Source organism: Pseudoalteromonas sp. SCSIO 43210 (assembly GCF_054133285.1).
The window spans coordinates 2,637,980-2,663,758 of sequence record NZ_CP087225.1; the positions used below are offsets into that span (position 1 = coordinate 2,637,980).

General features: G+C 39.9%; 22 protein-coding genes. 11 read left to right on the forward strand and 11 right to left on the reverse strand.

Features of this window, described 5'->3' with window-relative positions:
• The first annotated feature begins 4 nt into the window (after positions 1 to 4).
• The 3 genes from LOS73_RS11350 (at position 5) to LOS73_RS11360 (ending at position 3,057) form a co-directional block, all read left to right on the forward strand.
• Positions 5 to 727 (forward strand): DUF6445 family protein, encoded by a 723-nt coding sequence (locus tag LOS73_RS11350; RefSeq protein WP_033028791.1) that lies wholly within the window; start codon positions 5 to 7, stop codon positions 725 to 727.
• 7 nt (positions 728 to 734) lie between these two features.
• Positions 735 to 1,577, forward strand: coding sequence for a ThuA domain-containing protein (locus LOS73_RS11355; protein ID WP_457933658.1), 843 nt, complete (start codon positions 735 to 737; stop codon positions 1,575 to 1,577).
• 199 nt (positions 1,578 to 1,776) lie between these two features.
• Positions 1,777 to 3,057, forward strand: coding sequence for a glycosyl hydrolase family 8 (locus LOS73_RS11360; protein ID WP_457933659.1), 1,281 nt, complete (start codon positions 1,777 to 1,779; stop codon positions 3,055 to 3,057).
• 153 nt (positions 3,058 to 3,210) lie between these two features.
• Here the strand turns inward: LOS73_RS11360 and LOS73_RS11365 are convergent, their stop codons facing one another.
• Positions 3,211 to 4,185, reverse strand: coding sequence for an SMP-30/gluconolactonase/LRE family protein (locus LOS73_RS11365; RefSeq protein ID WP_457933660.1), 975 nt, complete (start codon positions 4,183 to 4,185; stop codon positions 3,211 to 3,213).
• 115 nt (positions 4,186 to 4,300) lie between these two features.
• Between LOS73_RS11365 and LOS73_RS11370 the strand changes: the two genes are divergently transcribed.
• The 3 genes from LOS73_RS11370 to LOS73_RS11380 all read left to right on the forward strand — a co-directional run bounded on the left by LOS73_RS11370 (position 4,301) and on the right by LOS73_RS11380 (position 8,229).
• Positions 4,301 to 5,434 carry an endo-1,4-beta-xylanase gene (locus LOS73_RS11370; RefSeq protein WP_457933661.1) on the forward strand — a complete coding sequence of 378 codons (1,134 nt, stop codon included), beginning with the start codon at positions 4,301 to 4,303 and terminating at the stop codon, positions 5,432 to 5,434.
• Positions 5,435 to 6,090: 656 nt separating this feature from the next.
• A complete protein-coding gene (locus tag LOS73_RS11375; RefSeq protein WP_457933662.1) occupies positions 6,091 to 6,552 on the forward strand; it encodes a carbohydrate binding domain-containing protein in 462 nt (153 codons plus the stop codon).
• Between the two features lie 192 nt (positions 6,553 to 6,744).
• Positions 6,745 to 8,229 (forward strand): endo-1,4-beta-xylanase, encoded by a 1,485-nt coding sequence (locus LOS73_RS11380; RefSeq protein ID WP_457933663.1) that lies wholly within the window; start codon positions 6,745 to 6,747, stop codon positions 8,227 to 8,229.
• 199 nt (positions 8,230 to 8,428) lie between these two features.
• Here the strand turns inward: LOS73_RS11380 and LOS73_RS11385 are convergent, their stop codons facing one another.
• Together LOS73_RS11385 and LOS73_RS11390 are read right to left on the reverse strand one after the other, a co-directional pair.
• Complete coding sequence (locus LOS73_RS11385; protein WP_007375177.1) at positions 8,429 to 9,382, reverse strand: MBL fold metallo-hydrolase; 954 nt, start codon at positions 9,380 to 9,382, stop codon at positions 8,429 to 8,431.
• A 266-nt stretch (positions 9,383 to 9,648) separates the two neighbouring features.
• Positions 9,649 to 10,020, reverse strand: a complete 372-nt coding sequence (locus LOS73_RS11390) for a DoxX family protein (protein WP_007375176.1) — start codon at positions 10,018 to 10,020, stop codon at positions 9,649 to 9,651.
• Positions 10,021 to 10,157: 137 nt separating this feature from the next.
• Between LOS73_RS11390 and LOS73_RS11395 the strand changes: the two genes are divergently transcribed.
• Positions 10,158 to 11,045, forward strand: a complete 888-nt coding sequence (locus tag LOS73_RS11395) for a LysR family transcriptional regulator (RefSeq protein ID WP_007375175.1) — start codon at positions 10,158 to 10,160, stop codon at positions 11,043 to 11,045.
• Positions 11,046 to 11,103: 58 nt separating this feature from the next.
• On the opposite strand, the gene LOS73_RS11400 is transcribed toward LOS73_RS11395, so the two are convergent.
• Positions 11,104 to 11,526, reverse strand: coding sequence for a cupin domain-containing protein (locus LOS73_RS11400; protein WP_193226563.1), 423 nt, complete (start codon positions 11,524 to 11,526; stop codon positions 11,104 to 11,106).
• A 135-nt stretch (positions 11,527 to 11,661) separates the two neighbouring features.
• Between LOS73_RS11400 and LOS73_RS11405 the strand changes: the two genes are divergently transcribed.
• On the forward strand, positions 11,662 to 12,801 hold the full coding sequence (locus tag LOS73_RS11405; RefSeq protein WP_457933664.1) for an endo-1,4-beta-xylanase: 1,140 nt from the start codon (positions 11,662 to 11,664) through the stop codon (positions 12,799 to 12,801).
• A gap of 57 nt (positions 12,802 to 12,858) precedes the next feature.
• Here LOS73_RS11405 and LOS73_RS11410 read toward each other — a convergent pair whose 3' ends face one another.
• The 6 genes from LOS73_RS11410 to xylB form a co-directional block, all read right to left on the reverse strand.
• Positions 12,859 to 13,827, reverse strand: a complete 969-nt coding sequence (locus LOS73_RS11410) for an aldose epimerase family protein (RefSeq protein ID WP_457933665.1) — start codon at positions 13,825 to 13,827, stop codon at positions 12,859 to 12,861.
• 13 nt (positions 13,828 to 13,840) lie between these two features.
• Positions 13,841 to 14,224, reverse strand: a complete 384-nt coding sequence (locus LOS73_RS11415) for a hypothetical protein (RefSeq protein ID WP_007585159.1) — start codon at positions 14,222 to 14,224, stop codon at positions 13,841 to 13,843.
• A 107-nt stretch (positions 14,225 to 14,331) separates the two neighbouring features.
• Positions 14,332 to 16,350, reverse strand: a complete 2,019-nt coding sequence (gene tkt / locus LOS73_RS11420) for a transketolase (RefSeq protein WP_457933666.1) — start codon at positions 16,348 to 16,350, stop codon at positions 14,332 to 14,334.
• Between the two features lie 58 nt (positions 16,351 to 16,408).
• A complete protein-coding gene (tal, locus tag LOS73_RS11425) occupies positions 16,409 to 17,350 on the reverse strand; it encodes a transaldolase (RefSeq protein ID WP_457934962.1) in 942 nt (313 codons plus the stop codon).
• A gap of 36 nt (positions 17,351 to 17,386) precedes the next feature.
• Positions 17,387 to 18,706 carry a xylose isomerase gene (xylA, locus tag LOS73_RS11430; RefSeq protein WP_007375167.1) on the reverse strand — a complete coding sequence of 440 codons (1,320 nt, stop codon included), beginning with the start codon at positions 18,704 to 18,706 and terminating at the stop codon, positions 17,387 to 17,389.
• Positions 18,707 to 18,736: 30 nt separating this feature from the next.
• Positions 18,737 to 20,194: a xylulokinase gene (gene xylB / locus LOS73_RS11435; RefSeq protein WP_457933667.1), complete on the reverse strand. Its 1,458-nt coding sequence runs from the start codon at positions 20,192 to 20,194 to the stop codon at positions 18,737 to 18,739.
• A gap of 162 nt (positions 20,195 to 20,356) precedes the next feature.
• Here xylB and LOS73_RS11440 point away from each other — a divergent pair, with 162 nt between their 5' ends.
• Positions 20,357 to 21,313 (forward strand): Gfo/Idh/MocA family protein, encoded by a 957-nt coding sequence (locus LOS73_RS11440; RefSeq protein ID WP_457933668.1) that lies wholly within the window; start codon positions 20,357 to 20,359, stop codon positions 21,311 to 21,313.
• A gap of 105 nt (positions 21,314 to 21,418) precedes the next feature.
• On the opposite strand, the gene LOS73_RS11445 is transcribed toward LOS73_RS11440, so the two are convergent.
• Positions 21,419 to 23,029, reverse strand: coding sequence for a glycoside hydrolase family 43 protein (locus LOS73_RS11445; protein WP_457933669.1), 1,611 nt, complete (start codon positions 23,027 to 23,029; stop codon positions 21,419 to 21,421).
• Between the two features lie 211 nt (positions 23,030 to 23,240).
• On the opposite strand from LOS73_RS11445, the gene LOS73_RS11450 reads away from it, so the two are divergent.
• Both LOS73_RS11450 and LOS73_RS11455 read left to right on the forward strand, forming a co-directional pair.
• The gene (locus LOS73_RS11450; protein ID WP_341601465.1) at positions 23,241 to 24,281 is read left to right on the forward strand and encodes a LacI family DNA-binding transcriptional regulator; all 1,041 of its coding nucleotides are present in this window, start codon (positions 23,241 to 23,243) and stop codon (positions 24,279 to 24,281) included.
• 59 nt (positions 24,282 to 24,340) lie between these two features.
• Positions 24,341 to 25,744 carry a sugar porter family MFS transporter gene (locus tag LOS73_RS11455; RefSeq protein ID WP_457934963.1) on the forward strand — a complete coding sequence of 468 codons (1,404 nt, stop codon included), beginning with the start codon at positions 24,341 to 24,343 and terminating at the stop codon, positions 25,742 to 25,744.
• Positions 25,745 to 25,779: the final 35 nt, after the last annotated feature.

Consider the following 25,779-nt stretch of genomic DNA (forward strand, 5'->3'; position numbering starts at 1 on the left):
CAATATGCTAACACTTGGCAATAATTTACAGCCGCAGTATGAGTTTATAGGGCAAGAGCAAACGCCAATTATTATAATTGACGACTACCTGAGTGAGCCGCAAAAACTTATAAACTTAGCGCAAAGTGCTGATGAAAATCATGCGCAAAATCAGGGAGAGTTTAAACCTGACGAACTCACTCAATACCCAGGTTTACGCATGCCGCTGCCAAAGCAATGTGTGGTTGATTACCTAAAGCCGCTTATACAGGGGTTTTATAACGTATTTAATATTGGGCAAACACTTACCCCATACCCAAAAGATAATACCTTATCGTTAATTACTAAAACGCAGAAGCAGCTATCACCTATACAAACCTTGCCACACTTTGATACCAACGATCCTAACCTAATTGCCATTATTCATTACCTTGGCGAAGGCGAGCATGGCGGCACTGGGTTTTTTAGGCATAAAAAAACAGGGTTTGAAACAATAAGCACAAAGCGCAAAAACACGTATTTAATGTATGCTCAACACATCCTTGAACACAGTAAGGTAAAGCCTAGTTACTGCACCACGCAGCACAGTGAGTTTGAGTGCTACAAGCACATAGAATATAAGCCAAATAGGCTTATTGTGTTTCCTGGGTATTTGCTGCACACCAGTTTACTTAACACGTCTACCGATATTTCGTCGTGTCCACAAACAGGGCGGCTAACGGCTAATATGTTTGTTCATTTTAAATAGGAATACTATGTCTTTTTCTTTATCTAGATTCGCATATAAAGGTTGGCTATTAAGCTTTGTTGTATTGGCGCTGAGTATGGCAACAGTGCAAAAAAGTCATGCTACAGGGTTTGATACCCTCCCTAAAAAGCAATTTAATGTGCTGCTATTTACAAAAACCGCAGGGTGGCACCATAAGTCGCAAACCGAAGGTGTTAAAGCGCTAGAAGGCTTAGCCGATAAGCACTTTTTCAACTTAATTTGGCACGAAGAGAGCCATTACTTTAACGACGATTACTTAAAAAATGTTGATGTAGTAGTGTTTTTATCAACCACAGGCGATATTTTAAACCCAAAAGAGCAAGCCGCGCTTGAGCGATTTATAAAAGCAGGTAAAGGCTTTGTTGGCATTCATAGCGCATCAGATACCGAATACGACTGGCCTTGGTACCAAAAGCTGGTGGGGCGCACCTTTAACATTCATCCTGTTATTCAAACTGGCGTACTACGTAAAGTGCCGAATACTGTCTTTATTGGCTTAAACCATATGCCGCAGGAAATGCTTTGGACCGACGAGTGGTACGAGTTTGGGCCCGAGCTAACTAAGTTAAACTACTTACTCACGGTTGATGAGCAAACTTACAACCCAAATGCCGATTGGGGTAATAACAAAACAGGCTCAGGTATGGGGGCGTTTCATCCTATTTCGTGGTATCACAATTACGATGGTGGTCGATCATTTTACACAGCCCTTGGGCATACTAATGCAGTGTATAAAAGTGAATTTTTAACCGAGCATATTTATGGCGGAATTTATTGGGCTGCAACGGGTAAAGGCTTAAAAAAGCAGCAATTAATAAATAACCAATAAATACGCTTTTAACATTATTTATGTCGATTTAGGCTGCTTTTTAAGCGGCCTTTTATATTTTTTAAGCACTTATTAAACACCTCACACATTTCACTTGGTTTATAAAATAAACAAATAGTTTTGAGAATCACTTGATCAAATGGTCAAAAGGACTATATTAAATTTGCACGCTGATATAATTCAAATAAAGAGGATAAACATGAAAGTATTTTTTAAAATAACAACTTTATTGTTAACACTAATAAGCTATCAATCACTTGCTGCATTTAATAATAACCCATCGAGTGTAGGCGCCGACAGTTCAGGGACTTACCGTAACCTCGCACAAGAAATGGGTAAAACAAATATACAGCAAAAGGTGAATAGTACTTTTGACAATATGTTTGGCTATAACAACACTCAACAACTTTACTACCCGTACACCGAAAACGGTGTTTATAAAGCACACTACATAAAAGCAATTAACCCAGACGAAGGTGATGATATAAGAACAGAAGGGCAATCGTGGGGAATGACCGCCGCTGTCATGCTTAATAAACAAGAAGAATTTGATAACCTATGGCGCTTTGCAAAAGCGTATCAAAAAAATCCAGACAATCACCCTGATGCTAAAAAACAAGGCGTTTACGCGTGGAAACTAAAGCTTAATCAAAACGGCTTTGTTTATAAAGTGGATGAGGGCCCCGCTCCTGATGGCGAAGAGTACTTTGCGTTTGCACTACTTAATGCCTCTGCTCGTTGGGGGAATTCGGGTGAGTTTAACTACTACAACGATGCCATTACCATGTTAAACACAATTAAAAATAAGCTGATGGAAAACCAAATAATCCGCTTTTCACCTTACATTGATAACCTAACAGACCCTTCTTACCATATACCTGCGTTTTACGACTACTTTGCAAATAACGTAACTAACCAAGCAGACAAAAATTACTGGCGACAAGTAGCCACAAAAAGTAGAACCTTACTTAAAAACCATTTTACAAAAGTAAGTGGTAGCCCGCATTGGAACTTACCTACATTTTTATCGCGCTTAGATGGCAGCCCTGTTATTGGCTACATTTTTAACGGCCAAGCAAACCCAGGTCAATGGTATGAATTTGATGCATGGCGCGTAATTATGAATGTGGGTTTAGACGCGCATTTAATGGGTGCTCAAGCGTGGCATAAAAGTGCAGTAAATAAAGCACTGGGCTTTTTAAGTTATGCAAAAACTAACAACAGCAATAACTGTTACGAGCAAGTGTATTCGTACGGTGGAGCGCAAAACAAAGGCTGTGCAGGCGAAGGTCAAAAAGCCGCGAATGCAGTAGCGTTACTTGCTTCAACAAACGCTGGGCAAGCAAATGAGTTTTTTAACGAATTTTGGTCTTTATCGCAACCAACGGGTGACTACCGTTACTATAATGGTTCGTTATATATGTTAGCTATGCTGCATGTATCGGGCAATTTTAAGTTTTATAACAACACGTTTAATTAAAATAACACTACCTAAGTAGCAAAAACCTAAGCGGCTAAAGCTTAGGTAGCAATAACTTAAATAATAAAAAACCGGTGTAACTAAGTTACACCGGTTTTTGTGCTTAACGAGTGAGCTTAACTTTCTCTTTAATACGTTGCTTAACTAATTTAGCTAATTAGCCAAACCCGCTACTTTTACATCAAGCGTAAACAATCCCTTAGCGGTAGTTATTAATAATGTTTTTCGGTTTTTACCACCAAACGCAAGGTTAGTTACATTAGGGCCCAGTTCAATTTTATCGATGAATGCACCTTCTGGCGTATAAATATTAATAACGCCTTTACTGTGGCTGCTAACGTAAATATTGCCAGCAGAATCTACTTTTATACCATCGGGGGAGGTTACTTTAATAAAGTCTTCGCGTGGTGAAATATCACCGTTTTCATCAATAGTGTATTTGCTTACGCGGTTACTAAAATCACCAATATAAAGGGTATGCTGATCTGGGGATAGTGCAACACCGTTGGGCTTTTCAAGCGTAGCGTCAATTAAACTAAGTACGCCCATATTACTTAACTTATACACACCGGTATAAGGTATTTGCTGAGTGCGTTCGCCTAGTTGCCAATTAGGATCGGTAAAAAATATATCGCCATTTTTATGCATAGTCATATCGTTTGGCGAGCTAAAGCTTAACCCATCAAACTTATTGACTATTACGGTATTGGTCTTACTTTTTATATTAATTTTAGAAAGCGATTGCGTACTATGGTTAAGCGTATAGAGGTTCTCTCCTTTGGCATACAAGCCGTTTGTACCACTGTGTTTTAAATAAGTGGTGAGGGTATTGGGCAGCACTAATTTATAAATGGTCGAATCAGGGCCAAGTGCTTGCGAGCTTGCAAAGTTCATTTCTGAAAAATAAAACGCATTGTCATGGCTTGACCACGTTGGGCCTTCTAAAAATAATAAATTGTCACTAACAAGTGTGGGTGTTACGCCCTTTATTAATGGCGACTGCTCATTGCTTTGGCTGTTTACAGTGTTTAACAAAGGTGTATTTTCAGGTTGTTGTGCCAGCGCTGCTTTATTAAAACAGAGCATTAATACAACTAAGCTTAGCGTTTTTTTGTGTGTTTTTAGCATAGACGTTTACTCAGGTTTGTTTAATTTATAATTAATGGTCATTTTGACTATATCATTTATTTTTTTCGTTGTATGATATTTATCGAAAATAATAACGATTCAACGGAGCACACACATGCATAAAAAACACACACTCAGCCTGCTTTTACTTGCAGGATCATTAAGCGTAAACGCAGCACAAGACCAAGGCCTTAAAAACACCTTTGTAGACTCATTTAAAATGGGGGTTGCTGTAAATCAAGATATAGTGACAGGCAAAAACGCAGCCGCGCAGTCAATTATTGCTAAGCAATTTAATACAGTCACCCTAGAAAACGCCATGAAAGCAGAAGTAATTTACCCACAGCAAGGTAAGGTCGATTTTAGTGGTGCAGATGCGTTTATAGATTTTGCCAAGCAAAATAACATGTTTACCGTAGCCCACACCTTAGTGTGGCATAACCAAACGCCCGACTGGTTTTTTACAAATAGCAAAAATGAGCCAAATACCCCAGCACAGCAGCTTGAGCAAATGCGCAAACACATAGAGCTGGTAGCAGGGCGCTATAAAAACAAAGTAGATGCATGGGATGTAGTAAACGAAGTAATTGCTGATGACGGCTCTTATCGCCCAACTGTGTGGGTTAACCGTGTAGGTGATGGCGATACCATGGTAAAAGCCGCATTTAAATACGCCCAGCAGTATTCACCTAATACCGAGCTTTACTACAACGACTTTAATGCATGGCGACCAGAAAAAAGAGACGGCATTATACGTATGATCAAAATGCTGCAAAAAGAAGGTATTCGAATCGATGGCATTGGCATACAAGCGCACTGGGGGCTTAACTTTCCTAAAATGCAATACATTGAACAAGCCATTGACGCCTACGCTGCGCTGGGTATAAAAGTGATGCTCACTGAGCTTGATATAGACGTGCTGCCTTTAACAAAAGAAGGGCAGATTACCGGCACCGATATGATGAAACCACAGTTTCAGTTAGAAGAGTTTGAAACCTACCTCGACCCTTACAAAAATGGCTTGCCGAGCGATGTAGAGGCGCAACTAAACGCCCGTTATAAAGCCTTGTTTGAATTGTTTTATGCAAAGCGCGACAAGATAGACCGCGTAACCTTTTGGGGATTACACGATGGTATGTCGTGGAAAAACGACTACCCAATCCCAAACAGAACAAACTACCCATTACTATGGGATCGTAATTTAAACCCTAAGCCAGTTATTAAAACAATTGCTGATGTAGTTCAGTAAACCGCATTGTGTAGTCAAAGCCGAGTATTTTTAAATACTCGGCTTTTTTTGTTTGCAAATTTCCACATAGGGGCTAATAAAAGTCATTTTACTAAGCGATGAGCTGGTAAACCTTGATCTTACCGAAGTAATACAAGCACAAGTATCACTTACACCTTCTATTTAATTATTTTTCTCAAACTCAAAGCATACTCAATATGCAACGGGTTAAATTTTAGCCTTGATACTTATTGTTGAATAGACTATAACAATGTTGGTTTTAGGTTAATTTAATAATTGTATATTCACACACACAATATAAAACAATAAATTTTAATTTAAACCTTAACTATAACTCGATGATTTTAATTTTATATTTGTGCTCTTGTACAAGGTAAATATTAACGTTTGAAGAGATATTAAAATAATAAATATAAATGACTGTTTGTTTTTATAATTAGTTATAGTCATATTGAATAATATAATTTATGGTGCAGTAGAAAGACTCTATCATATTTTATTCACTCAAATGGCTTTACTGCACCTAGTTCAAAAACGACTCATTTATTGCTTTAGTCTAAGGAATAAAAAATGAATAAATCGATTTTTCGTAACACCGGATTAGTGACCTTAGTATCACTATTAATGGCGTGCGGGGGGATAATAAAGATACACCAGTGCCTGAACCCATACCTGAAGTAGTAGCCCCTGATACTCCAGCGCCTGAAGCGCCAATAGCAGCTGAAATAACAAATGGTGGGTTTGAAGAAGACACTTCAGGGCAAACAACGCCCGTCGGGAATTGGGTATTTAGACCAGATCAAGAATCAAGCGCTACTTCTACTATAGAGGTAATTGAATCGCAAGAAGGCGTTAATACTTACAAAGGCACCAAAGCAGCTGAGGTTATTGTTAATACATTGGGTGACAACCCTTGGGGAATTGAAATAGCTTATGAAGACCTTCCTATCACTGGAGGTAAAAATTACGAGTTTAGTGTTTGGGCCAAAGGGGAAGAAGGAACCAGTGCCGATTTTTGGATTCAAACACCTGCGCCAGATTATGGTCAACTTAGCCTAGTAAAAGAAACACTCACAGGCGAGTGGCAAAAAATAACATTAACAGCCGCAACAGCTTAAGCTGACTCCTTAGTTAGGCTGGCAATTCACTTTTCAAAAAAAGAGAACATTAACAAGCCTATATACCTAGACGAATTTTCAGGCTTTATTTTAGACGATGTCCCAGCAGAAGAAATACCCGATGTTCAATACAGCGAAGTAACTGCACAAAGTTTAAAAGCATTAGCACCTAATTTTAATATTGGTGTGGCTGTGCCAGCGGGTGGTTTTGGTAACAGCATAATAGACAGACCAGAGATTAAAGCGATTATTGAACAACACTTTAATCAGCTCTCTGCTGAAAACATTATGAAGCCTACCTATTTACAACCAACCCAAGGCGAATTTTTTTACGATGATTCTGATGAGCTAGTTAACTACGCCAAAGACAACTCACTTACTGTACATGGCCATGTTTTTGTTTGGCACTCGCAAATTGCGCCTTGGATGCAAAGTTTTCAAGGTGATAAAGCCGCGTGGATAACCATGATGGAAAATCACATCACTCAAGTTGCCACTCATTTTGAAGAAGAAGGCGATAACGATACCGTAGTTAGCTGGGATGTAGTTAACGAAGCGTTTATGGAAAATGGTAAATATCGTGGTGAAAAAACCACAAACGACAGCGCCGATGAATCTGTATGGTTTGAAAATATAGGAGCCGAATTTTTACCGTTAGCCTATAAAGCAGCAAGAGCGGCCGACCCTGATGCTGATTTATATTACAACGATTATAACCTGATTTGGAACGCCGATAAATTAGATGCCGTTATATCTATGGTTAACGATTTTCACAACAACGGCGTGCCTATTGATGGCATAGGGTTTCAATCTCATATTTCACTTAACAGCCCTGACATTTCAACCATTCAGGCACACCTTCAAAAAGTGGTCGATATTCGCCCTAAAATAAAAGTGAAAATTACCGAGCTAGATGTTCGTATGAACAACGAAGGCGGCATTCCTCTAACTTACTTAACAAGTGAAAGAGCGGATGAACAAAAGCAGTACTATTACGATATTGTTAAAACCTACCTAGAAACGGTACCTGAAGATCAGCGCGGTGGTATTACTATTTGGGGTGTAATTGATGGTGATAGTTGGTTACAAACTTGGCCAGAACCGACAACTGAATGGCCACTGTTATTCTTTAATGACTATACACCAAAACCGGCTTTGCAAGGTGTTGCCGATGCGCTGCAAGAGCTAATTGAAGTAGCAGAGCCAGAGCCTTCAGCAGAGCTGCTAACTAATGGTGACTTTGAAGCCGGTCTTGATTCATGGCAATCACGAGGCAGTGCTACTATTTCACTTGAAACAACCCAAGCTCACAGCGGAAATAATAGTGCTTTAGTACAAGGGCGAACTGAAACGTGGAATGGGTTACAAAAAGATGCAAAAGGCTTATTTACAGCAGGTAAAACCTATAATGTATCTGCGTGGGTTAAGTTATCTGACGATAACGCAGCGGTATCGCCAGGAGTTAAGCTCACACTGCAAATTGAGCATGCGAGCACTGAATACCTCGAGCTAACCACTGTTAAAAACGTAGTTGCAGGCGATTGGGTACAGCTTTCGGGCACTTATACCCATTCAATAACAACCGAGGAAAGCGCCGCTTTACTTTATGTTGAGTCAAACGAACTGACTGCTGATTTTTATGTAGACGACGTATCGGTCACTTTGGTAGAACAATAAACCAAACTAAAAGTAATTAACCCCACATTTGATAGTCTGTATTTTTATACAGACTATTTTTTTGAGGGCTTTCATAAAAAGAAGTGCACTATGCTTTTATATTAGTAATGAGTATCGCTTTAAAGCGACATATACCGTCATTATAAATACATTAGCACGATAACGCCGGTGCGATAACGCCGGTGCGTGAAAAGCTATATTAGTTTGACTCAAATGACGAAAGTTTCTTTTGAACGTTATTTCGTAATACATCGTCTATGTACTCATTAAATGCCTTATTACCGGTTACCACGGGGTTTCGTTGATCAGATTTACGATTTTTTAATGTATTAATTTGATTAATTAGATCATGTGAAAACGGGTGGTTTGAGATACTTCCATCAACATCGTTTTTGTTTGCAATTTTTTGAAAATAATTTAAAGAGTGCAAATAAGTTTGATTTGCTTCTTTAGTATCCGGTAAACCGGTACCTCCCCAAAGTGCAACTGTATGAGGTATGCCATTATCTGTAACAGGTATTATCAAAGACAACCCACCAGGCGTATGCCCTGGTGTAGCAAGTACCGTCAAATTAGTTTTACCTAAACTTATTTTTTCGCCATCGATAACTTGGGTGTAAGTGCTAGGTAATGGTATTTCGGTAGAAAAGTTACCGAAAGGATCAGTTAATACAGGTGCATTTGGATTATGGATGTAGTCCCATTCATTTTTTCTCATTAAAATTTTAGCGCCATAATGTGATTCAAAGTAGTGAGCGCCACCATAATGGTCGCTGTGGCCGTGAGTAACTATAACGTATTTAATATCTTCAGGATTTAAGCCTAACTCTTTTAGTCCAGGAACAATCACATGTTTGGCATCGTGCGGGGTCCACATGGTATCGATTAAAATAATGCCCTCAGTTGTAGTGATAACAAAAGTGCCTACGCTGATATATCCTACAAAATAAAGGTTATCAAATAGCTGAGTGGGTTCAACAACAGTGGTATTGAACAAATCACTAGAGGTTAGCGAGGAAGGTAATTTATTTAATCTAGTACTTATTTTATCTTCACTCAATTTTGTAATATTACCGTTATTTGACGTTGTGCAGCCGCTCAGTAAGTAAGTTATTACTGTAATCGAGAAAATGCCTAAAAATGTTTTTTTCATATTTTACACCTTAGTTAATTAGGCATATTAAAAGCCCAAGTAATAAACTTTAGTACGTCGTCTATTTAATTATTAAATACAGGGTATGAACTCAAAATTAAAATTTAATGAATAAAACAACCTTAGCCTTTGTTTGTTTAGAGATCGAGTTTGTTATCTTTAGGCTAAATTAGAGATGTGAAAGCATTTGTCATTTTGTAAATGAGGGTTTGAATAACGATAGAAGCGAATATATCGTTATTCATTGTATTGAAAATAGCTCTAGGTTACTTACTATCCAAGGCGTTTATATCATTGACTCGGTTAATTATGATATTAATTAAAAAAGCACATAAAATAACGGCAGGTATTGCATTGGCAACACTGTCGTAAACTACATGAAAAAATGTTGCACCAGCCATAATAACTAACAAACCACTTGCAGCTAAAATGCTTAGTTTTTTTATCCAAATAGCAATAGCACCTGCTAGTTCACTTGCACCAATAAAATAGCCAAACCAAGCAGGTAAACCCATGAGTGCAAAAGATAAGTGCATTTGCTCAACTCCTGCTAGTTTTGCAGAGCCTGCAGCTATAAAGGCAAGTGTTGTTAATCCTAGTGATGTATACATAAAAATTATTTTTACTTTTGTGCTCATGTTATTCCCAATTTTAATAAGAGTGATTTAAGCAGATGCTTAGCTTTTGACGTTAGAATAATCACAGTTCTTATTAATTAATATTGAATGTTTTTTTATAAGATATAAACTTTAGCTTTACATGTTTGGCGTAAATTATGAAATTAGAACAGCTTAGTATGTTTGTTACTGTTGCTCAGGTTGGATCATTGAGTGAAGCAAGTGCTCTTTTACACAAAACTCAACCAGCTATAAGCCAAGGTATTAAGCAACTAGAAAATACCCTTAACTTTGCCTTATTTAGTCGTAATGGTTATCGGTTAGAGCTTACTAGTGCAGGAAAAACTATGTTTCATAAGGCTATGAAATTGCTAGATGATGCAGCACAACTTAAACAAGTTGCACACCACATAGCACAGGGGAACGAGGTAAGTATAACGATTGCAATTGAAGCATCATTTAATTTAAAAGGTATTTTACCATTACTAAAAAATATGCAAAATCAGTTCCCTGAAACTCAAATAATAATCAGGCAAGAGTACATAACAGGTGCAATTGAAGCCTTACTTGATGGCGGTGCCGATCTGTGTATAACACCAACAATGGAATTTTCTGTACAAGAAGAGAAAATTGAAAAGCATTTGTTAAATAGCGGCTCATTAATCAATGTAGCTTCCCCTTTGTTATTAAAGCGAAATCCAAACCTAAGGCAAGCCACTGATTTGTTGAACGAATACCAAATAATTGTGCAGGACTCAGGCACTGGTTCAAAAAACATAGAGTGGGGTGTACAGCAAGGTCAGCGACGATGGTATGTAAATGACTTTCCAACTAAAAAAATGCTTATCGAAAGTGCAATGGGTTGGGGCAAATTACCAGGTTATTTAGCTGATGAAGGTATTGCAAATAATACTCTGAAAATGCTGTCACTTAGTGATGTGCAAAATATAACGCCTCTAAAATATTACATTATTAAGAAAAGGGGAGAAGTGTTGGGACCTGTAGGAGAGGCCGTGTGGGAGCAATTTAAAAACTATCAGATATAACAATTACATATATGTGAAAAACGTATTTAAATTACTTCCCTAAAAAAGCCACTAAAACCTACTTAGTTTGATATCTTACTACCACAAACTTAAGCGGCACATCGCCGTTATTATAAATGCCGTGTACGTCGTTAGGGGCTGCAAATAAGATATCTCCAGTATGAGCAGGCTGGCTTTTGCCATTAAGCGTCCAGGTACCTGAACCCTCTAAAATCATTAAGTATTCTTCATCAGGATGCTGGTGGGCGGGGTGTATTTCGTTATTAGGTTTAATAACCGCAACGCCTGTAATAGCGCCCTTGGTGAGTGGTGTATCGCCGTAAAAGTAAGTATGAAAATCGCCGCCTTCGTAGTGAGTAATGTGCGCATCTTTTTGACTCACAATAGCTGATGTAAGTTGAGTGGGTTTATCAGCTGCGTTTACAGTTAATGCAAAGATGGCTACTGCTATTAATGATAAGGTGGTTGTTATATTTTTCATGTGTGTCCTTGCTAATTTTCGTGCTAGTTAAAAGTGTTATTTTTGTTCAGTCTATTTTAATAAAACGTTGTTGTCAAAAAGACCATATGGTGTTAAGTTTACGTTGCACACTAAAAAACACACAACAGGTACATCATGCATAAAAATAAATTTACGATTGCTATTTTATTAGGAATGTCGAGCCTTGCACTTGGCTGTAATGGCTCAGCAGAGCAAAGTAAACCAACATTAAAAGCGCCGGAGCAATTAACGCTAAAAGCGCAATTTAAAGGCCACTTTAAAATTGGTACAGCGATTAGCCGTGACCAAATATTAGGGGCTTTGCCTGAAGATTTAAACGTAGCTAAAGCGCAATTTAATACCTTTACGCCAGAAAACTCAATGAAATGGGAGCGTATACACCCAGAGCTAGAAACCTATGATTTTGAAGCCGCTGATGCGTTAGTTCAGTACGCACAAGAGAACAACCAAGAATTAGTTGGGCATACATTAGTGTGGCACTCGCAAACGCCTGACTGGGTTTTTGAAGACGAACAAGGCGAGCCGCTAACCCGCGATGCATTACTTATGCGCATGCAAAACCATATTAATGCTGTTGCAGGGCGTTATAAAAACCGCATTTTTGCATGGGACGTGGTAAACGAAGCACTTAACGAAGACGGCACACTGCGTGAATCTAAATGGAGCACCATTATTGGTGACGACTTTATAGAATATGCTTTTAAATACGCTAAGCAGGCAGCGCCTAATGCCAAGCTATACTACAACGATTACAACTTATATAAGCCAGAAAAAAGAGCCGGTGCAATTGCGCTTATTAAAAATTTACAAAGCAAAGGCATTGAAATAGATGGTATTGGTATGCAAGCGCATTATTCGCTTGATAACCCAGAGCTTTCGTTAATGGAAGACTCTATTGTGGCATACGCAGCCACAGGTATTGATGTGATGATAACCGAGCTTGATATTTCGGTATTACCGTTCCCTGAAGGTGAAGAGCAAGGCGCTGATATTTCGTTAGATATTGCGCTGCAAGAGCGATTTAACCGATACCCGAATGGTTTACCTAGTGAAGTAAACACCCAGTTAGGCGAGCGCTACAAAGCTGTGTTTGACATACTTAAAAATCATGACGATAAAGTAAGCCGTGTTACTTTTTGGGGTATAAGCGATGCACGTACTTGGCGCAACGATTGGCCAATGCAAGGGCGCACCGATTACCCATTATTAATTGACCGTGAGCTAAAACTTAAAAGCTTTGTAAGCGATTTATAATCGCACTAAACATTTAACCTCCCGCAAAGGATCGCTTAATAGCGATCCGTTTTTGGTTTACATAGTAGTTAAACAATAACTTATGTGTGTTTGTAAAGGCACTTGTGGTGTTAAATAGCTAAATGGGAAGTGTGGGTTATTAGGGCTGTCGGGGCAAAATTGCGGCTCTAGGCAAATACCGTCAAATTGGTTAAACGGATTTTTTAAGTGCTGCCCCGTGTACACTTGAATAGCAGGGTAGTTAGAAAGCACACTCAGCATTACTTTTTCATCGGCGCTTGTAAGCTCTGCGTGTTGCTTATTGGCTTGCAGATTAAGTACTTGCTCGGTTAAAAAGTTATGATCGAGTTTATCGGTTTTATTAAGCACCCGCGCATTTGTGTAGTCAAAAGTTGTATTTGTTACAGGGGCTATTAAACCTGTGGGAATGACGTTTGTATCTACGGGGGTATAATGCGCGGCGGCCAGTTTTAATGTATGCCCTTGTGCGCTGTTAGTAATGCCATTTAAATTAAAATATGGGTGCGCTGTTGGCCCTGCAATGGTTTTTTTATTACTGGTAATCGTAAATTTAATATCAAGATTACTTTGGTTTTTACTGTTAGTGGTAAAGGTATACAGCACGTTAAATATAGTTTTACCGGGGTAGCCGTTGTATCCATCGGGTAGAGTAATACTTAAACTTAGCGCATTTTTTTGATGATAATCGAGCTGCCAAAATAAGTCGCTTAATGCTTTTTGGCCGCCGTGAAGTTGGTTTACGCCTTCGTTTTTATTAAGTGCATAGGCTTTATCATCAATGTTTATTTGGGCGTTACTTAGCCTGTTTGCATAAGGACCGGCTACAGCACCTAAGTAAAACGTGTCGTTTAAATAGTCATTAATATTAGAATAGCCAAGTATAATATTTCGTTTTTTATTATCAACATGGGTAATCCAGCTGGTAAGCCGGGCACCGTAGTTAATAATAGAAATAGTGTCGTTTGCTTCATTACTTAGTGTGTATTGAACAATTGAAGTTGTCATGTTGGTTACTCTTTTAATTGTTCGTTCTAGCTTTTTTAATTTCTTCTTTTACGATTGGGTACAAATCGTATGTTGGATAAAACTCAGTGCTGTAAGCTTTCCAACCATAACGTTCAATCGATAAATTTACTTTTGGTAATAACGCTGCTGGAAAGCGCAAGGTAACAACTTGCCCTATGCCCATCATTACTTTCCAAGATTCTACTGTAGCGCCCTCTGGTGGGAAGTGTTTGTAAAAGTTAGCGTTGTTTAGTATTTCTTTTATTTCAGAGAGGTTTTTTGATTGGTCGTGCTTTAAAAAAATCGTTAGCATTAGTTCATCATTTTGCTCGTCACTTGCCCATGCGTTAAAACTAGTACTTGCACTAAAAAGCATAATTAATAGTAAATATTTCATAGTTCACCTTTGTTAGTTAATTATAAAAATGCGCCGAGCTTTGAAAGGCTTAGCGCATTAATTGGATAAAGTTTGGATTATTTAGCGCATTACGCGTACAAAATGTATTAGGCGTTGGCTTTAATTAACGCCTGCGCGGTGCTCACTACATTTTTGGTGGTAAAGCCAAAATGCTCTAATAACACGTTACCTGGCGCCGACTCACCAAAAGTGCTCATACCAATTACTTTGCCTTGTAAGCCAACATATTTAAGCCAGTAATCTTGGTGTGATGTTTCAATTGCAATACGGTTTGCTACCGAGTTTGGCAATACACTTTGCTTGTAATCGTCTGATTGTAGATCAAACAATGTGGTGCTTGGCATTGATACCACACGCACTGCAACGCCTTGTGCTGTAAGCTCTTTTGCGGCTTGCATTGCTAAATCAACTTCAGAACCCGTTGCAATTAAAATAAGCTCAGGCACTTTATTGCTATCGCTAAGAATATAGCCGCCTTTTTCTATGTCGCTAATTTGCTGAGCGGTACGTGGCTGGTGGTTGAGCCCTTGGCGACTAAAAATAAGCGCCGTAGGTTGCTGCTGATTTTGTATCGCGTTTTTCCACGATACTGCAGTTTCTACCGCGTCACACGGGCGCCATGTGACTAGGTTTGGCGTCATACGTAGGTTGGCTAGTTGCTCAATAGGTTGGTGAGTTGGACCGTCTTCACCTTGGCCAATAGAGTCGTGGGTATACACAAATATATTTTGAATACCCATAAGTGCCGACATTCTTACTGCGTTACGGGCGTATTCCATAAACATTAAAAACGTAGCACCGTAATTAATAAAGCCACTGTGCAGTGATATGCCATTCATAATGCCGCTCATACCAAACTCGCGCACGCCATAAAACAGGTAATTACCGCTGGCGTCATCTGCGCTTATGCCTTTAGAGCCAGACCACAGCGTTAAGTTAGAACCGGCTAAATCGGCAGAGCCACCCAGTAATTCTGGTAAATGCGGGGCAAAGGTTTCAATGGTGTTTTGCGAGGCTTTTCGGCTGGCAATGTTAGCGGCGTCATTGTTGCACTGTGCAATATAGTTGTTTGCAATAGCTTCAAAGTTGTCAGGAAGGGTGCGTTTAATTACGCGTCGCTCAAATTCTTTGCCAAGCTCTGGGTGGCTTTTGGTGTAGTCGCTAAACAGTTGTTGCCATTGTTTTTGTTTTTTATCACCGCTTTGTTTAGCGTCCCAATGGGCGTAAATATCATCACTGATACTAAATGCTTCATTTGGGAGGTTTAAGAATTTACGTGCAGCAGTTATTTCGTCATTACCTAATGGCGAGCCATGGCAGTCGTGCGAGCCTGATTTATTTGGCGAGCCAAAACCAATCACGGTTTTACAACAAAGTAGAGTAGGTTTATCGTTCACTTGTTTCGCTTGCGCAATGGCGCTGGCAATTTGCTCTGGGTCGTGGCCGTCTATATCTTTTATTACATGCCAGCCGTAAGCGTCAAAGCGTTTTGCGGTGTCGTCGGTAAACCAGCCCTCAACGTGTCCGTCGATAGATATACCGTTATCGTCCCAAAAAGCAATAAGTTTACCCAGGCCTAATGTACCTGCAAGCGAACATGCTTCGTGCGATATGCCTTCCATTAAACAGCCATCACCCATAAAACAGTAAGTGTAATGATCTACAATATCAAAACTCTCTTTGTTAAATTGTGCTGCTAGGGCTTTTTCGGCAATAGCCATACCTACGGCATTTGATAAACCTGCGCCAAGCGGACCTGTGGTTGTTTCAACACCTGGGGTGTAACCGTATTCAGGGTGACCTGGGGTTTTTGAATGCATTTGTCTAAATTGTTTAAGTTCGCTAAGTGGTAGTTCGTACCCGCTTAAATGCAATAAAGAATAAATAAGCATAGATCCGTGACCGTTACTAAGTACAAAGCGGTCTCGGTTTGGCCAATTTGGATCGGTTGGATTGTGGTTTAATAAATCGTTCCACAGTACTTCGGCTATATCGGCCATACCCATAGGTGCGCCCGGATGCCCTGAGTTTGCTTGCTGTACCGCATCCATACTGAGTGCACGAATGGCATTAGCAAAAGGCGCACGAGAAGAAAGTTGAGTCATGTATTACCTCAAATAAAATTAAAAAAGCCCGCACGTTATGTAGCAGGCTTGAGGGAAATTAGTTTAGTAAGTCTTCAACCAATTTAGCCAAAATACGCTGATCTTTGGCAAAGTTACGAATACCTTCACCGAGCTTTTCGCTGGCCATTGGATCTTCGTTGTGCTGCCATAAAAATTGCTCGTGGGTGAGTGGGGTTATGTCGCTTTGCGGTGCTTTGGCAATGTTTGCAGCGTCAAGCTTTGTAACCAGTTCACCTTCTTGGCTTTGTAAATCATTGAGTAATGATGGCGAGATAGTCAGTAAATCGCAGCCAGCAAGTTCGATTATTTCCTGGGTGTTTCTAAAGCTTGCACCCATTACCACGGTTTTATAATCGTACTTTTTATAGTACTGATAAATACCTGTAACCGACTGCACACCAGGATCTTCGCTTGGGGTGTATTCTTTATTATCGCGGGCTTTGTACCAATCAAGAATACGCCCAACAAACGGAGATATAAGCGTTACGTTAGCTTGTGCGCACGCAATGGCTTGAGCCATCGAAAAAAGCAGCGTTAAGTTACACTTAATGCCTTCTTTTTCTAACTGCTCGGCGGCTTTAATGCCTTCCCATGTTGAAGCAAGTTTAATAAGTATGCGGTCTTTTGAAATACCCGCTTGCTCGTAAAGTGAAATAAGCTTACGCCCTTTAGCAATACTTGCTTGGGTATCAAACGATAAACGCGCATCTACTTCGCTCGATATACGCCCAGGTATTACTTTTAGTATTTCACAGCCAAAGTTAACAATAAGTTGGTCGCAAATAGCGTCAACGTTGTTGCCAGCTTTACTTATAGCGTCTTCAATTAAATGTTTATATTGAGGTAATTTTGCAGCTTGTAAAATTAACGAAGGATTGGTTGTTGCATCAACCGGTTGTAGGGCTTTGATTGACTCTACATCGCCACTGTCGGCAACGACTGTGGTTACTTTTTTGAGTTGTTCTAACAAGTTCATAATGATGTACGCCTCGGCTTTAAAACCGAGGCGATGTCCTTATACGTAGCGGTTAACAATATTCTCAAGCAGTTCTTGGCGACCAGAAACTTGCTTAGGATCGATGTTGTTCTCGTGCACTAAGGCTGAAAGGCTCTCAAGTGATTGCTCACCATTTAGAATGCTTTGACCTAGGTCTTCTTTCCAACCAGCGTAACGTTTTTCAACAAAATCAGTCAGCTCGCCACCTTCAATCATTGCTGCTGCATTGAGTAATGCTTTAGCCATCGTATCCATACCGCCAATGTGGCCAATGAATAAGTCATCTCGCTCACACGATTGACGACGAAGTTTAGTGTCAAAGTTAAAGCCGCCCGTTGTAAAACCACCCATTTTTAAAATTTCGTAAACAACAAGTGTGCACTCAGCTACGTCGTTAGGAAATTGGTCAGTATCCCAACCGTTTTGCATGTCGCCACGGTTAGCATCAATACTACCCATAATGCCTTCTGCGCAAGCAACTGCAATTTCGTGGTGGAAGCTATGACCCGCAAGTGTTGCGTGGTTTGCTTCAATGTTTACTTTAATTTCGTCTTGTAAGCCGTGCTTGTATAAAAAGCCTGCAACCGTTGCTGTATCGTAATCGTACTGGTGCTTAGTTGGCTCTTGTGGTTTTGGCTCAATTAATAATGTGCCTTTAAAACCAATTTTTTTCTTGTGCTCTACAACCATTTTCAAAAAGCGTGCGTACTGTTCGCTTTCTTGTGCAAGGTCTGTATTTAGTAGCGTGTCGTAACCTTCACGCCCACCCCAAAGTACGTAGTTTTCGCCGCCTAAACGATGCGTAATTTCCATTGCATGTTTAACTTGTGCTGCTGCATATGCATACGTATTAGGGTTAGGGTTTGTTGCACCACCGGCACAAAAACGCTGATTTGAGAATAAGTTAGCAGTACCCCACAGTAGTTTTACACCTGTGCGCTGCATTTCTTTTTCGATAATGTTAGCTATGTGCGTTACGTTATCGTGGCTTTCTTGTAGTGTTTTGCCTTCAGGGGCAATATCAACATCATGAAAACAAAAGTAAGGAACGCCTAATTTTTCATAAAATTCAAAGGCTACTTTTACTTTTTGTTCAGCAAGTTCTAATTGATTGCCTACAGGTTGGATCCAAGGACGGTCAAACGTACCTTCACCAAAAATATCAAACCCTGTAGAACAAAAGTTATGCCAGTAACAGGCTGCAAAACGTAAATGTTCTTTCATTGTTTTGCCAAGCACTACTTGGTTTTCGTCGTAGTAACGAAATGCAAATGGGTTTTTAGAGTTTTCACCCTCAAATTTAATTTTTTCAACGTTTGTAAAAAATTGTTCGCTCATAATGTGCTCCATTAATTTTATAATAGTGTATTAAAAGTATGTTTTTACACTTTGGTAAAGTGCTTTGTATGTTGTGTATTGCTGTGCGTAAAAGTTTTGCATGACTGGGTCTGGCTCAATTGTTTGCGTTACTTTGCCGTTAACACACACTTGTTGTGCAGGGAGTTGTGTTACTGCTATTCGGGCAAGTCTTGCTGCGCCAAATGCGGGGCCAACTTCTGAGCCTTCTCGGTAAATTAGAGTGCGGTTGAGTACACTTGCGATGATTTTTCCCCACAGTGGGCTTTTAGCGCCACCACCAATAACGGTTACATCGTCAATTTGTGCGCCGGCATCAAGCAGTACTTGTTGGCCATCGGCAAAAGCAAAAGCAACGCCCTCGAGTACTGCGCGGCCAAGGGCTGCTGCATCGGTATCGCTATCTAAACCAAAAAATACGCCTTTGGCATCGGGGTTATTATGCGGCGTACGCTCGCCAGTTAAATAAGGTAAAAATATCACTGAGCTTGGTTTGCTAAAATCGCATTTACTTACTTGTTCAAGCAATGCGCTTTCGTTTTTAAAACCGGTTAATTTAGTGACCCAGGTTAAACAGCTTGCTGCGCTTAACACCACTGACATTTGGTGCCAGGTGTTTTCAATGCAATGACAAAAAGTATGTACAGCACCTTCTGGGTTAGGCAGGTATTTATCGTTAGCTACAAAGTAAACGCCCGAAGTACCTAATGACAAAAACGCTTGTTTAGGCCTTACTACGCCAACACCGGCAGCGCCTGCGGCATTATCGCCACCACCTGCAACAACAGGTACTTGTTCCATACCCCATTTAGCAGCAACTTGGGCTGTTAATTTGCCAGTAATTTGTGTGCCCTCAAAAAGGGTAGGCATGTGTTGCTCTGTTAAGTCGCAGGCGCTAAGCATTTTTTGCGACCATGCTCTTTTTTCTACGTCTAGCCACAGTGTGCCTGCTGAGTCAGACATGTCTGATGCAAAATCACCGGTCATTAAAAAGCGTAGGTAGTCTTTTGGTAATAATACTTTGGCTACTTTTGCAAAGTTTTCTGGTTCAAACTCTTTTAACCACACCAATTTAGGTGCAGTAAAACCAGGCATTGCTATGTTGCCGGTAATATTACGAGAATTTGGTTCGCGTTTTTCAAGCTCTACACATTGTGCAGCACTGCGCCCGTCGTTCCATAAAATGGCTGGGCGAATAATATTATTGTTTTTATCAAGCAGCGTTGCGCCATGCATTTGCCCAGAAAGGCCCACAGCCTTTACCGATTTTAGTAATGCAGGGTGAGTCTTTTTAAGATCCTCGATTGCACTACAGGTAGCAAGCCACCAATCTGTAGGGTTTTGCTCAGAAAAAAGTGGTGCTGGGCGTGAAACGCTTAAAGAGCCACTTGCTTGAGCAAGCAATTGGTCTTGCTCGTCTAAAATAATTACTTTTACACCTGAAGTGCCTAAATCGATACCAAGGAACATAAATGTGATACTTAATGTTGTTTTAGTGTTAGCGCTAACATTAATGATTTGATATTGTTAAGTCAAGCTAGTTTTAAACTATGTTTAACAATTAATTTGCAAGTTTATTGCTTGGTTGTTGGAGTTCACTTAAATTTCTTTTTAAGATCATAAGGAAACACTATGAAAAAAATAAACTGGGGTATTGTTGGTTGTGGCCGAATTGCCGCACAATTTTGTGAAGACTTAGCACATACAAATAATGGTGTTGCGTACGCAGTTGCAGCAAGAAATGGGGATGATGCAACCGCTTTTGCGAGCAAGTATGGTGCGGCCAATGCCTACGAAGGGTATCAGGCATTATTTGACGATAAAAACGTTGATGTAGTTTACATTGCGACCCCGCATAACTTTCACTTTAAAAATGCCAGCGATGCTATTAAAGCAGGTAAGCATGTATTGTGCGAAAAGCCCATTACGGTTTCGGCTGAAGAGTGTAAGCAGTTGTCTTTACTGGCTAAAAAGCACGACGTATTTTTAATGGAAGCCATGTGGACGTACTTTTTACCTGCAATACAAAAAGCAAAACAATGGGTAGAGCAAGGGCGAATTGGCACTATTAAACATGTTAAAGCTGACTTTGGTTACCCTGTGCCTTTTAACCCCGACGGGCGTGAATACAACCCAGATTTAGCGGGCGGTTGTTTACTCGATATGGGAATTTATCCGCTTGCCATTACCAATTACTTTTTAAATAACGACCTTGAAAACTTACACGTAAGAGCAAATATTCGCTACAAAGGCGTGGAAGACGATGTACTTATTACTGCTAATTGTGGCGATGTAATGGTGAGCTTAGCAACGTCGTTTCAATGTCGATTGGGAAATGGCGCGTATATTATTGGCGACAAAGGTTATATAAAAATACCCGATGCATTTAGGGCTTACGAGTGCTCTTTGTATGAGCTTGATGACTTAATTGAGCATTTTGAAGATGGCAGGCAGTCACAAGGTTATAGCTTTGAAGCGCAAGAAGTAGGGCGCTTACTGAGCGAAAACAAACGAGAGAGTGACATTATGAGCCACTCTCAAAGTTTACTTTTACAATCACAAATGGAGCGTATTAAAGCCCTGTTTTAAAATAGTTTTAAGAGAACTTTAATAGAGCTTTAAAAGAGTTTTGAATGAGCTTTAAAGCAGTTTCAAAAAGCTTTCAACCAAATAATAAACTTAACTGGCGGCGATTTATTCGCCGCTAGGTTCGTCATAATTAAAAAATGAATAGTGAGCTTCTTTATTTTGTCCCGATAAGTCTTGGCAGGCCATACCAACAAAAGCGCCGGTAAAACACGGGCGATACCCTTGCGGTGATTGCTGCACGTAATCATCAGATAAAATGCTGCCATCGAGCACTGGACCAAACTTTATCCAGCAGTTTTTCTCGGTAGCATAATAAAACTGTAGCTGCGCGCCATTAAAATCAGCTTTTAAGTAAACAGGTTTGTTTGTTTTAAGCAAAAGCGGTGCAACAGGCGTACTTGTTTGGTATTTATCGCAGCTTATTATATTTAAATAACGCGGTGTGGTTTCATCGCCTACATCGCCGCCGCTTATATGCAAATAGTAGTAATGCGCGGTGTTGTAATAACATACTAGCCCCGCCATTTGCTGAAAACTGCTTGGTGCAAAATCAACGCATGTGCTGCTAACAGTATGATGAGCCTGTACACGCCTGGCAATAAAACTTTGCTGATGCAATGAGCTTAAAGACTCTTTACCTACTAGGGTAAGCGATGCTTTTTGAGTGTTTTTATACACCCAATTTTTGCACATAGGTATGCGCAATGACTGAAAATCAACAGTAAGCCCATCGTTACTAAAATCAATATGTGTTGAGGGTTGCGGCTGTGGGTTCAGCGTTAAACCTTCAACGGGTACGTGTATTCTCGGGGCTTTATTTGTGTGTTTGGCATAAGGCCAGTCATCGTCTTTCCAGATTATTTGCTCAATCCCTGTTTCACGCCCTGTAATGCAGCGGCCACGCTCAGTCAGTGGTCTAGATGTTAAAAATACCGTGTACCAATCACCGGCTTGCGTTTGAAAAAAATCTCCATGGCCACATTTTTGTAGCGTATTACTCGGCTCGTGGGCTGCTGTAATAACGGGGTTGTGCGGGTGTACTTGGTAAGGGCCAAATACGTTTTTAGCACGCGCTACACTAATGCAGTGTTCATACCCAGTGCCACCTTCAGCGGTAATTAAATAGTAGTAATCGCCGCGTTTTAAAATATGTGGGCCTTCAGTGCAACCAAGTTTTGTGCCTGAAAATATAGGTTTAACATCGCCTATTAATTTATTGGTTTTTAGGCAAAGCTCTTGCATTACTATGCCACCAAATAGTGCGTTGTTGCGGTGATCAACCAGCATGTTTAGCAAATAGCTTTTACCGTCATCATCGTGAAAAATAGACGGATCAAAACCGCTAGAGTTTAAGTAAGTCGCTTGTGACCAGTTACCGGTAATATCAGTGGTTGATACAAAATAGTTTGGTGTGTCTTTGTAAGGGCCATCAAAGCTTTTTACATTGGTATACACCAAATAAAAACGGCCATCATTGTAACTAAGTTGCGGTGCCCATACGCCGCAAGAGTCGGGCACTCCTCGCATATCGAGTTGCTCTACGGTATTAAGTGCTTGGCCTATAACTCGCCAATTTACTAAATCTGTAGAGTGGTGAATTTGTACACCGCCAAACCATTCAAAGGTTGAGGTGGCTATGTAGTAGTCGTTATTAACTCTGACAATGTTGGGATCTGGGTTAAAGCCTCTTAGAATTGGGTTTTGCAGCATGCTCATAATATAGGCCTTTTTAAGTTTTTTATATTATTGGGTGTGAGTATTATAAATTTGTTGTTAGCGCTAACATTTTCAGTGTAGTATAAGACTTTGTCAATAAGTAATCATTTAAAACGCGCTGTAAACAATATCAAGCTTTACAATTATGTATAATGAAAATTAAGAAAGTTAATTATAACAATCCACTGATTGTGAGTAGGTAATAACAGTAATGGCCGATCCTAAAAGAGCAAGAATACAAGATGTAGCCGAGCAGGCTGGTGTATCAATGATGACGGTTTCGCGCGTGCTCAACCAAGACAAAAAAGTAAGCGACAAAACCCGCGAAAAAGTAATGGCGGTTGTTGAGCAATTAAATTACAGGCCAAATGTGTCTGCTAGGCGCCTTGCTAGTACTAAGTCATTCTTTTTAGGACTTTTATACGATAACCCAAGTGACTCTTACATAAGCCAGTTTTTGTTAGCAGCGCTTAAAAAATGCCGCGCACTGGGCTACCACCTAGTTGTTGACGAAGCGCATACCGATATTGACAAAACAATTGAATCGGTAAAGCAACTTATTGATGTTACACAGGTTGATGGCATGATTTTACTGCCTCCTATGTGCGATAACGAAGCGGTTTTAGATGTGCTTACTAAAGCAGAAGTACCATTTGTAAGAATAACGCCAGATACAAAATTAAATCGCTCCCCTTATATATGCATGGACGATTACCAAGCGGCGTTTGATGTTACAGAGCATTTAATAAATCAAGGGCATAGCAAAATTGCACATATTATTGGCGACACCAAACAGGGTGTAAGCCGTTTGCGTTACCAAGGTTATTTAGATGCGCTGCGCTCTAATAAAATAATAACGCCACCTGAGTATATAGAGCAGGGCAGTTTTACTTATCAATCGGGTATGGAAGCGGCAATAAAATTACTTTCGCTTGATGATAAACCAACAGCTATTTTTGCAGCTAACGATGATATGGCGGCCGCTGTAATCTCAATAGCTCAAAAACAAGGTATTAATATTCCAAGCGAACTGTCGGTTGTTGGCTTTGATGACACGCAACTTGCAACCATAGTTTGGCCAAATATTTCTACGGTAAAACAGCCCATTAATGAAATGGCTGAGCTTGCGATTACTTTACTTGCATCGGGTCAGTATAACGATTTAAGCAATGTAAAAAGCTTAGACTTAAGACATATTTTAGATTTTGAATTAATAGAAAGAGAATCAAGCTCAACCAATAAAAATAACTAAATAAGCACACCCTTTTGAGCTTCAAAATCTATATAAAATAACAACAACACACAATATGGATACTTATGAACGAGAAAGAAAATGTACTTTTAATAGTACTGGTTTGCTTTGTTGCGACTATTGGCGGTTTTTTATTTGGGTTTGACAGCGGCGTAATTAACGGCACTGTTGATGGACTCCAAACGGCGTTTGGCTCCAGTAGTGCAGGTACGGGATTTAACGTATCGAGTATGCTGATTGGCTGTGCCATTGGTGCGTTTTGCGCAGGTCGGTTGGCTGATAAATTTGGTCGGCGTCTAATTTTACTTTTTGCCGCTGCTTTATTTATTATAAGTGCTTGGGGTTCGGGTGTGTCAGTCACATCGTTTGAATTTGTGATTTATCGCATTTTAGGCGGCTTAGCTGTAGGGGCTGCATCGGTTATGACCCCAGCTTATATTAGCGAAATTGCCCCCGCACGATACAGAGGCACGCTCTCTACACTGCAACAAGTGGCTATTATATTTGGTTTATTTAGCGCATTTGTGAGTAACTATTTTTTAGCCAACACAGCTGGTGGCTCTACGGCTATATTTTGGCTCGACTTTGAAACATGGCGTTGGATGTTTTGGGTTGAATTATTACCTGCATGCTTGTTTCTAATCGCTTTATTTTTTATCCCCGAAAGCCCGCGATACCTAATTATGGCTGGTAAAAAAGACGCTGCTGCACGTGTTTTATCGTCATTATATGGTGCTGAAACTGCCGCTCTTAAATTAAATGAAATAGCAGAGTCTCTTGCTGGCGATAAACACCAACCTAAATTATCTGATCTTATTGATAAACCTAAAAAACGTTTACGCCCCATTGTTTGGATAGGAATTGGCTTAGCTACATTTCAGCAATTAGTCGGCATTAACGTTGTTTTTTACTACGGCGCGGTACTTTGGCAAGCCGCTGGTTTTACTGAATCTGACGCGTTACTCATTAATATAATAAGCGGCTTTGTAAGTATTTTAGCGGTGTTTATTACCATGTATTTTATAGACAAAATTGGCAGAAAACCTTTTTTGTTAACCGGCTCAATTGGTATGACGGTGACGCTTTCGGTTATTGTTTATGCCTTTTTAAATGCAGATATTGGCTCAACAGGCAACTTAGAATTAGGAGAGCAGGGCATAGTTGCTTTAATAGCCGCTAATGCGTATGTGTTCTTTTTTAACTTATCGTGGGGCCCTCTAATGTGGGTTATGTTAGGCGAAATGTTCCCTAACCAAATTCGTGGCTCTGGCCTTGCAGTTACCGGCTTTGCCCAGTGGATAGCTAACTTTTTAATTACTTGGTCGTTCCCTGTTATGCTCACAGGCATTGGTTTAGCTGGGGCGTATGGTTTTTACGCATTTTGCGCGTTTGTTTCAGTTATATTTGTATTTAAGTTTTTACACGAAACCAAAGGCAAAGAGCTTGAACAAATGAAAGGGTAAATATTCTCCCTTTAATAAGCGCCAAAACTAAAGCA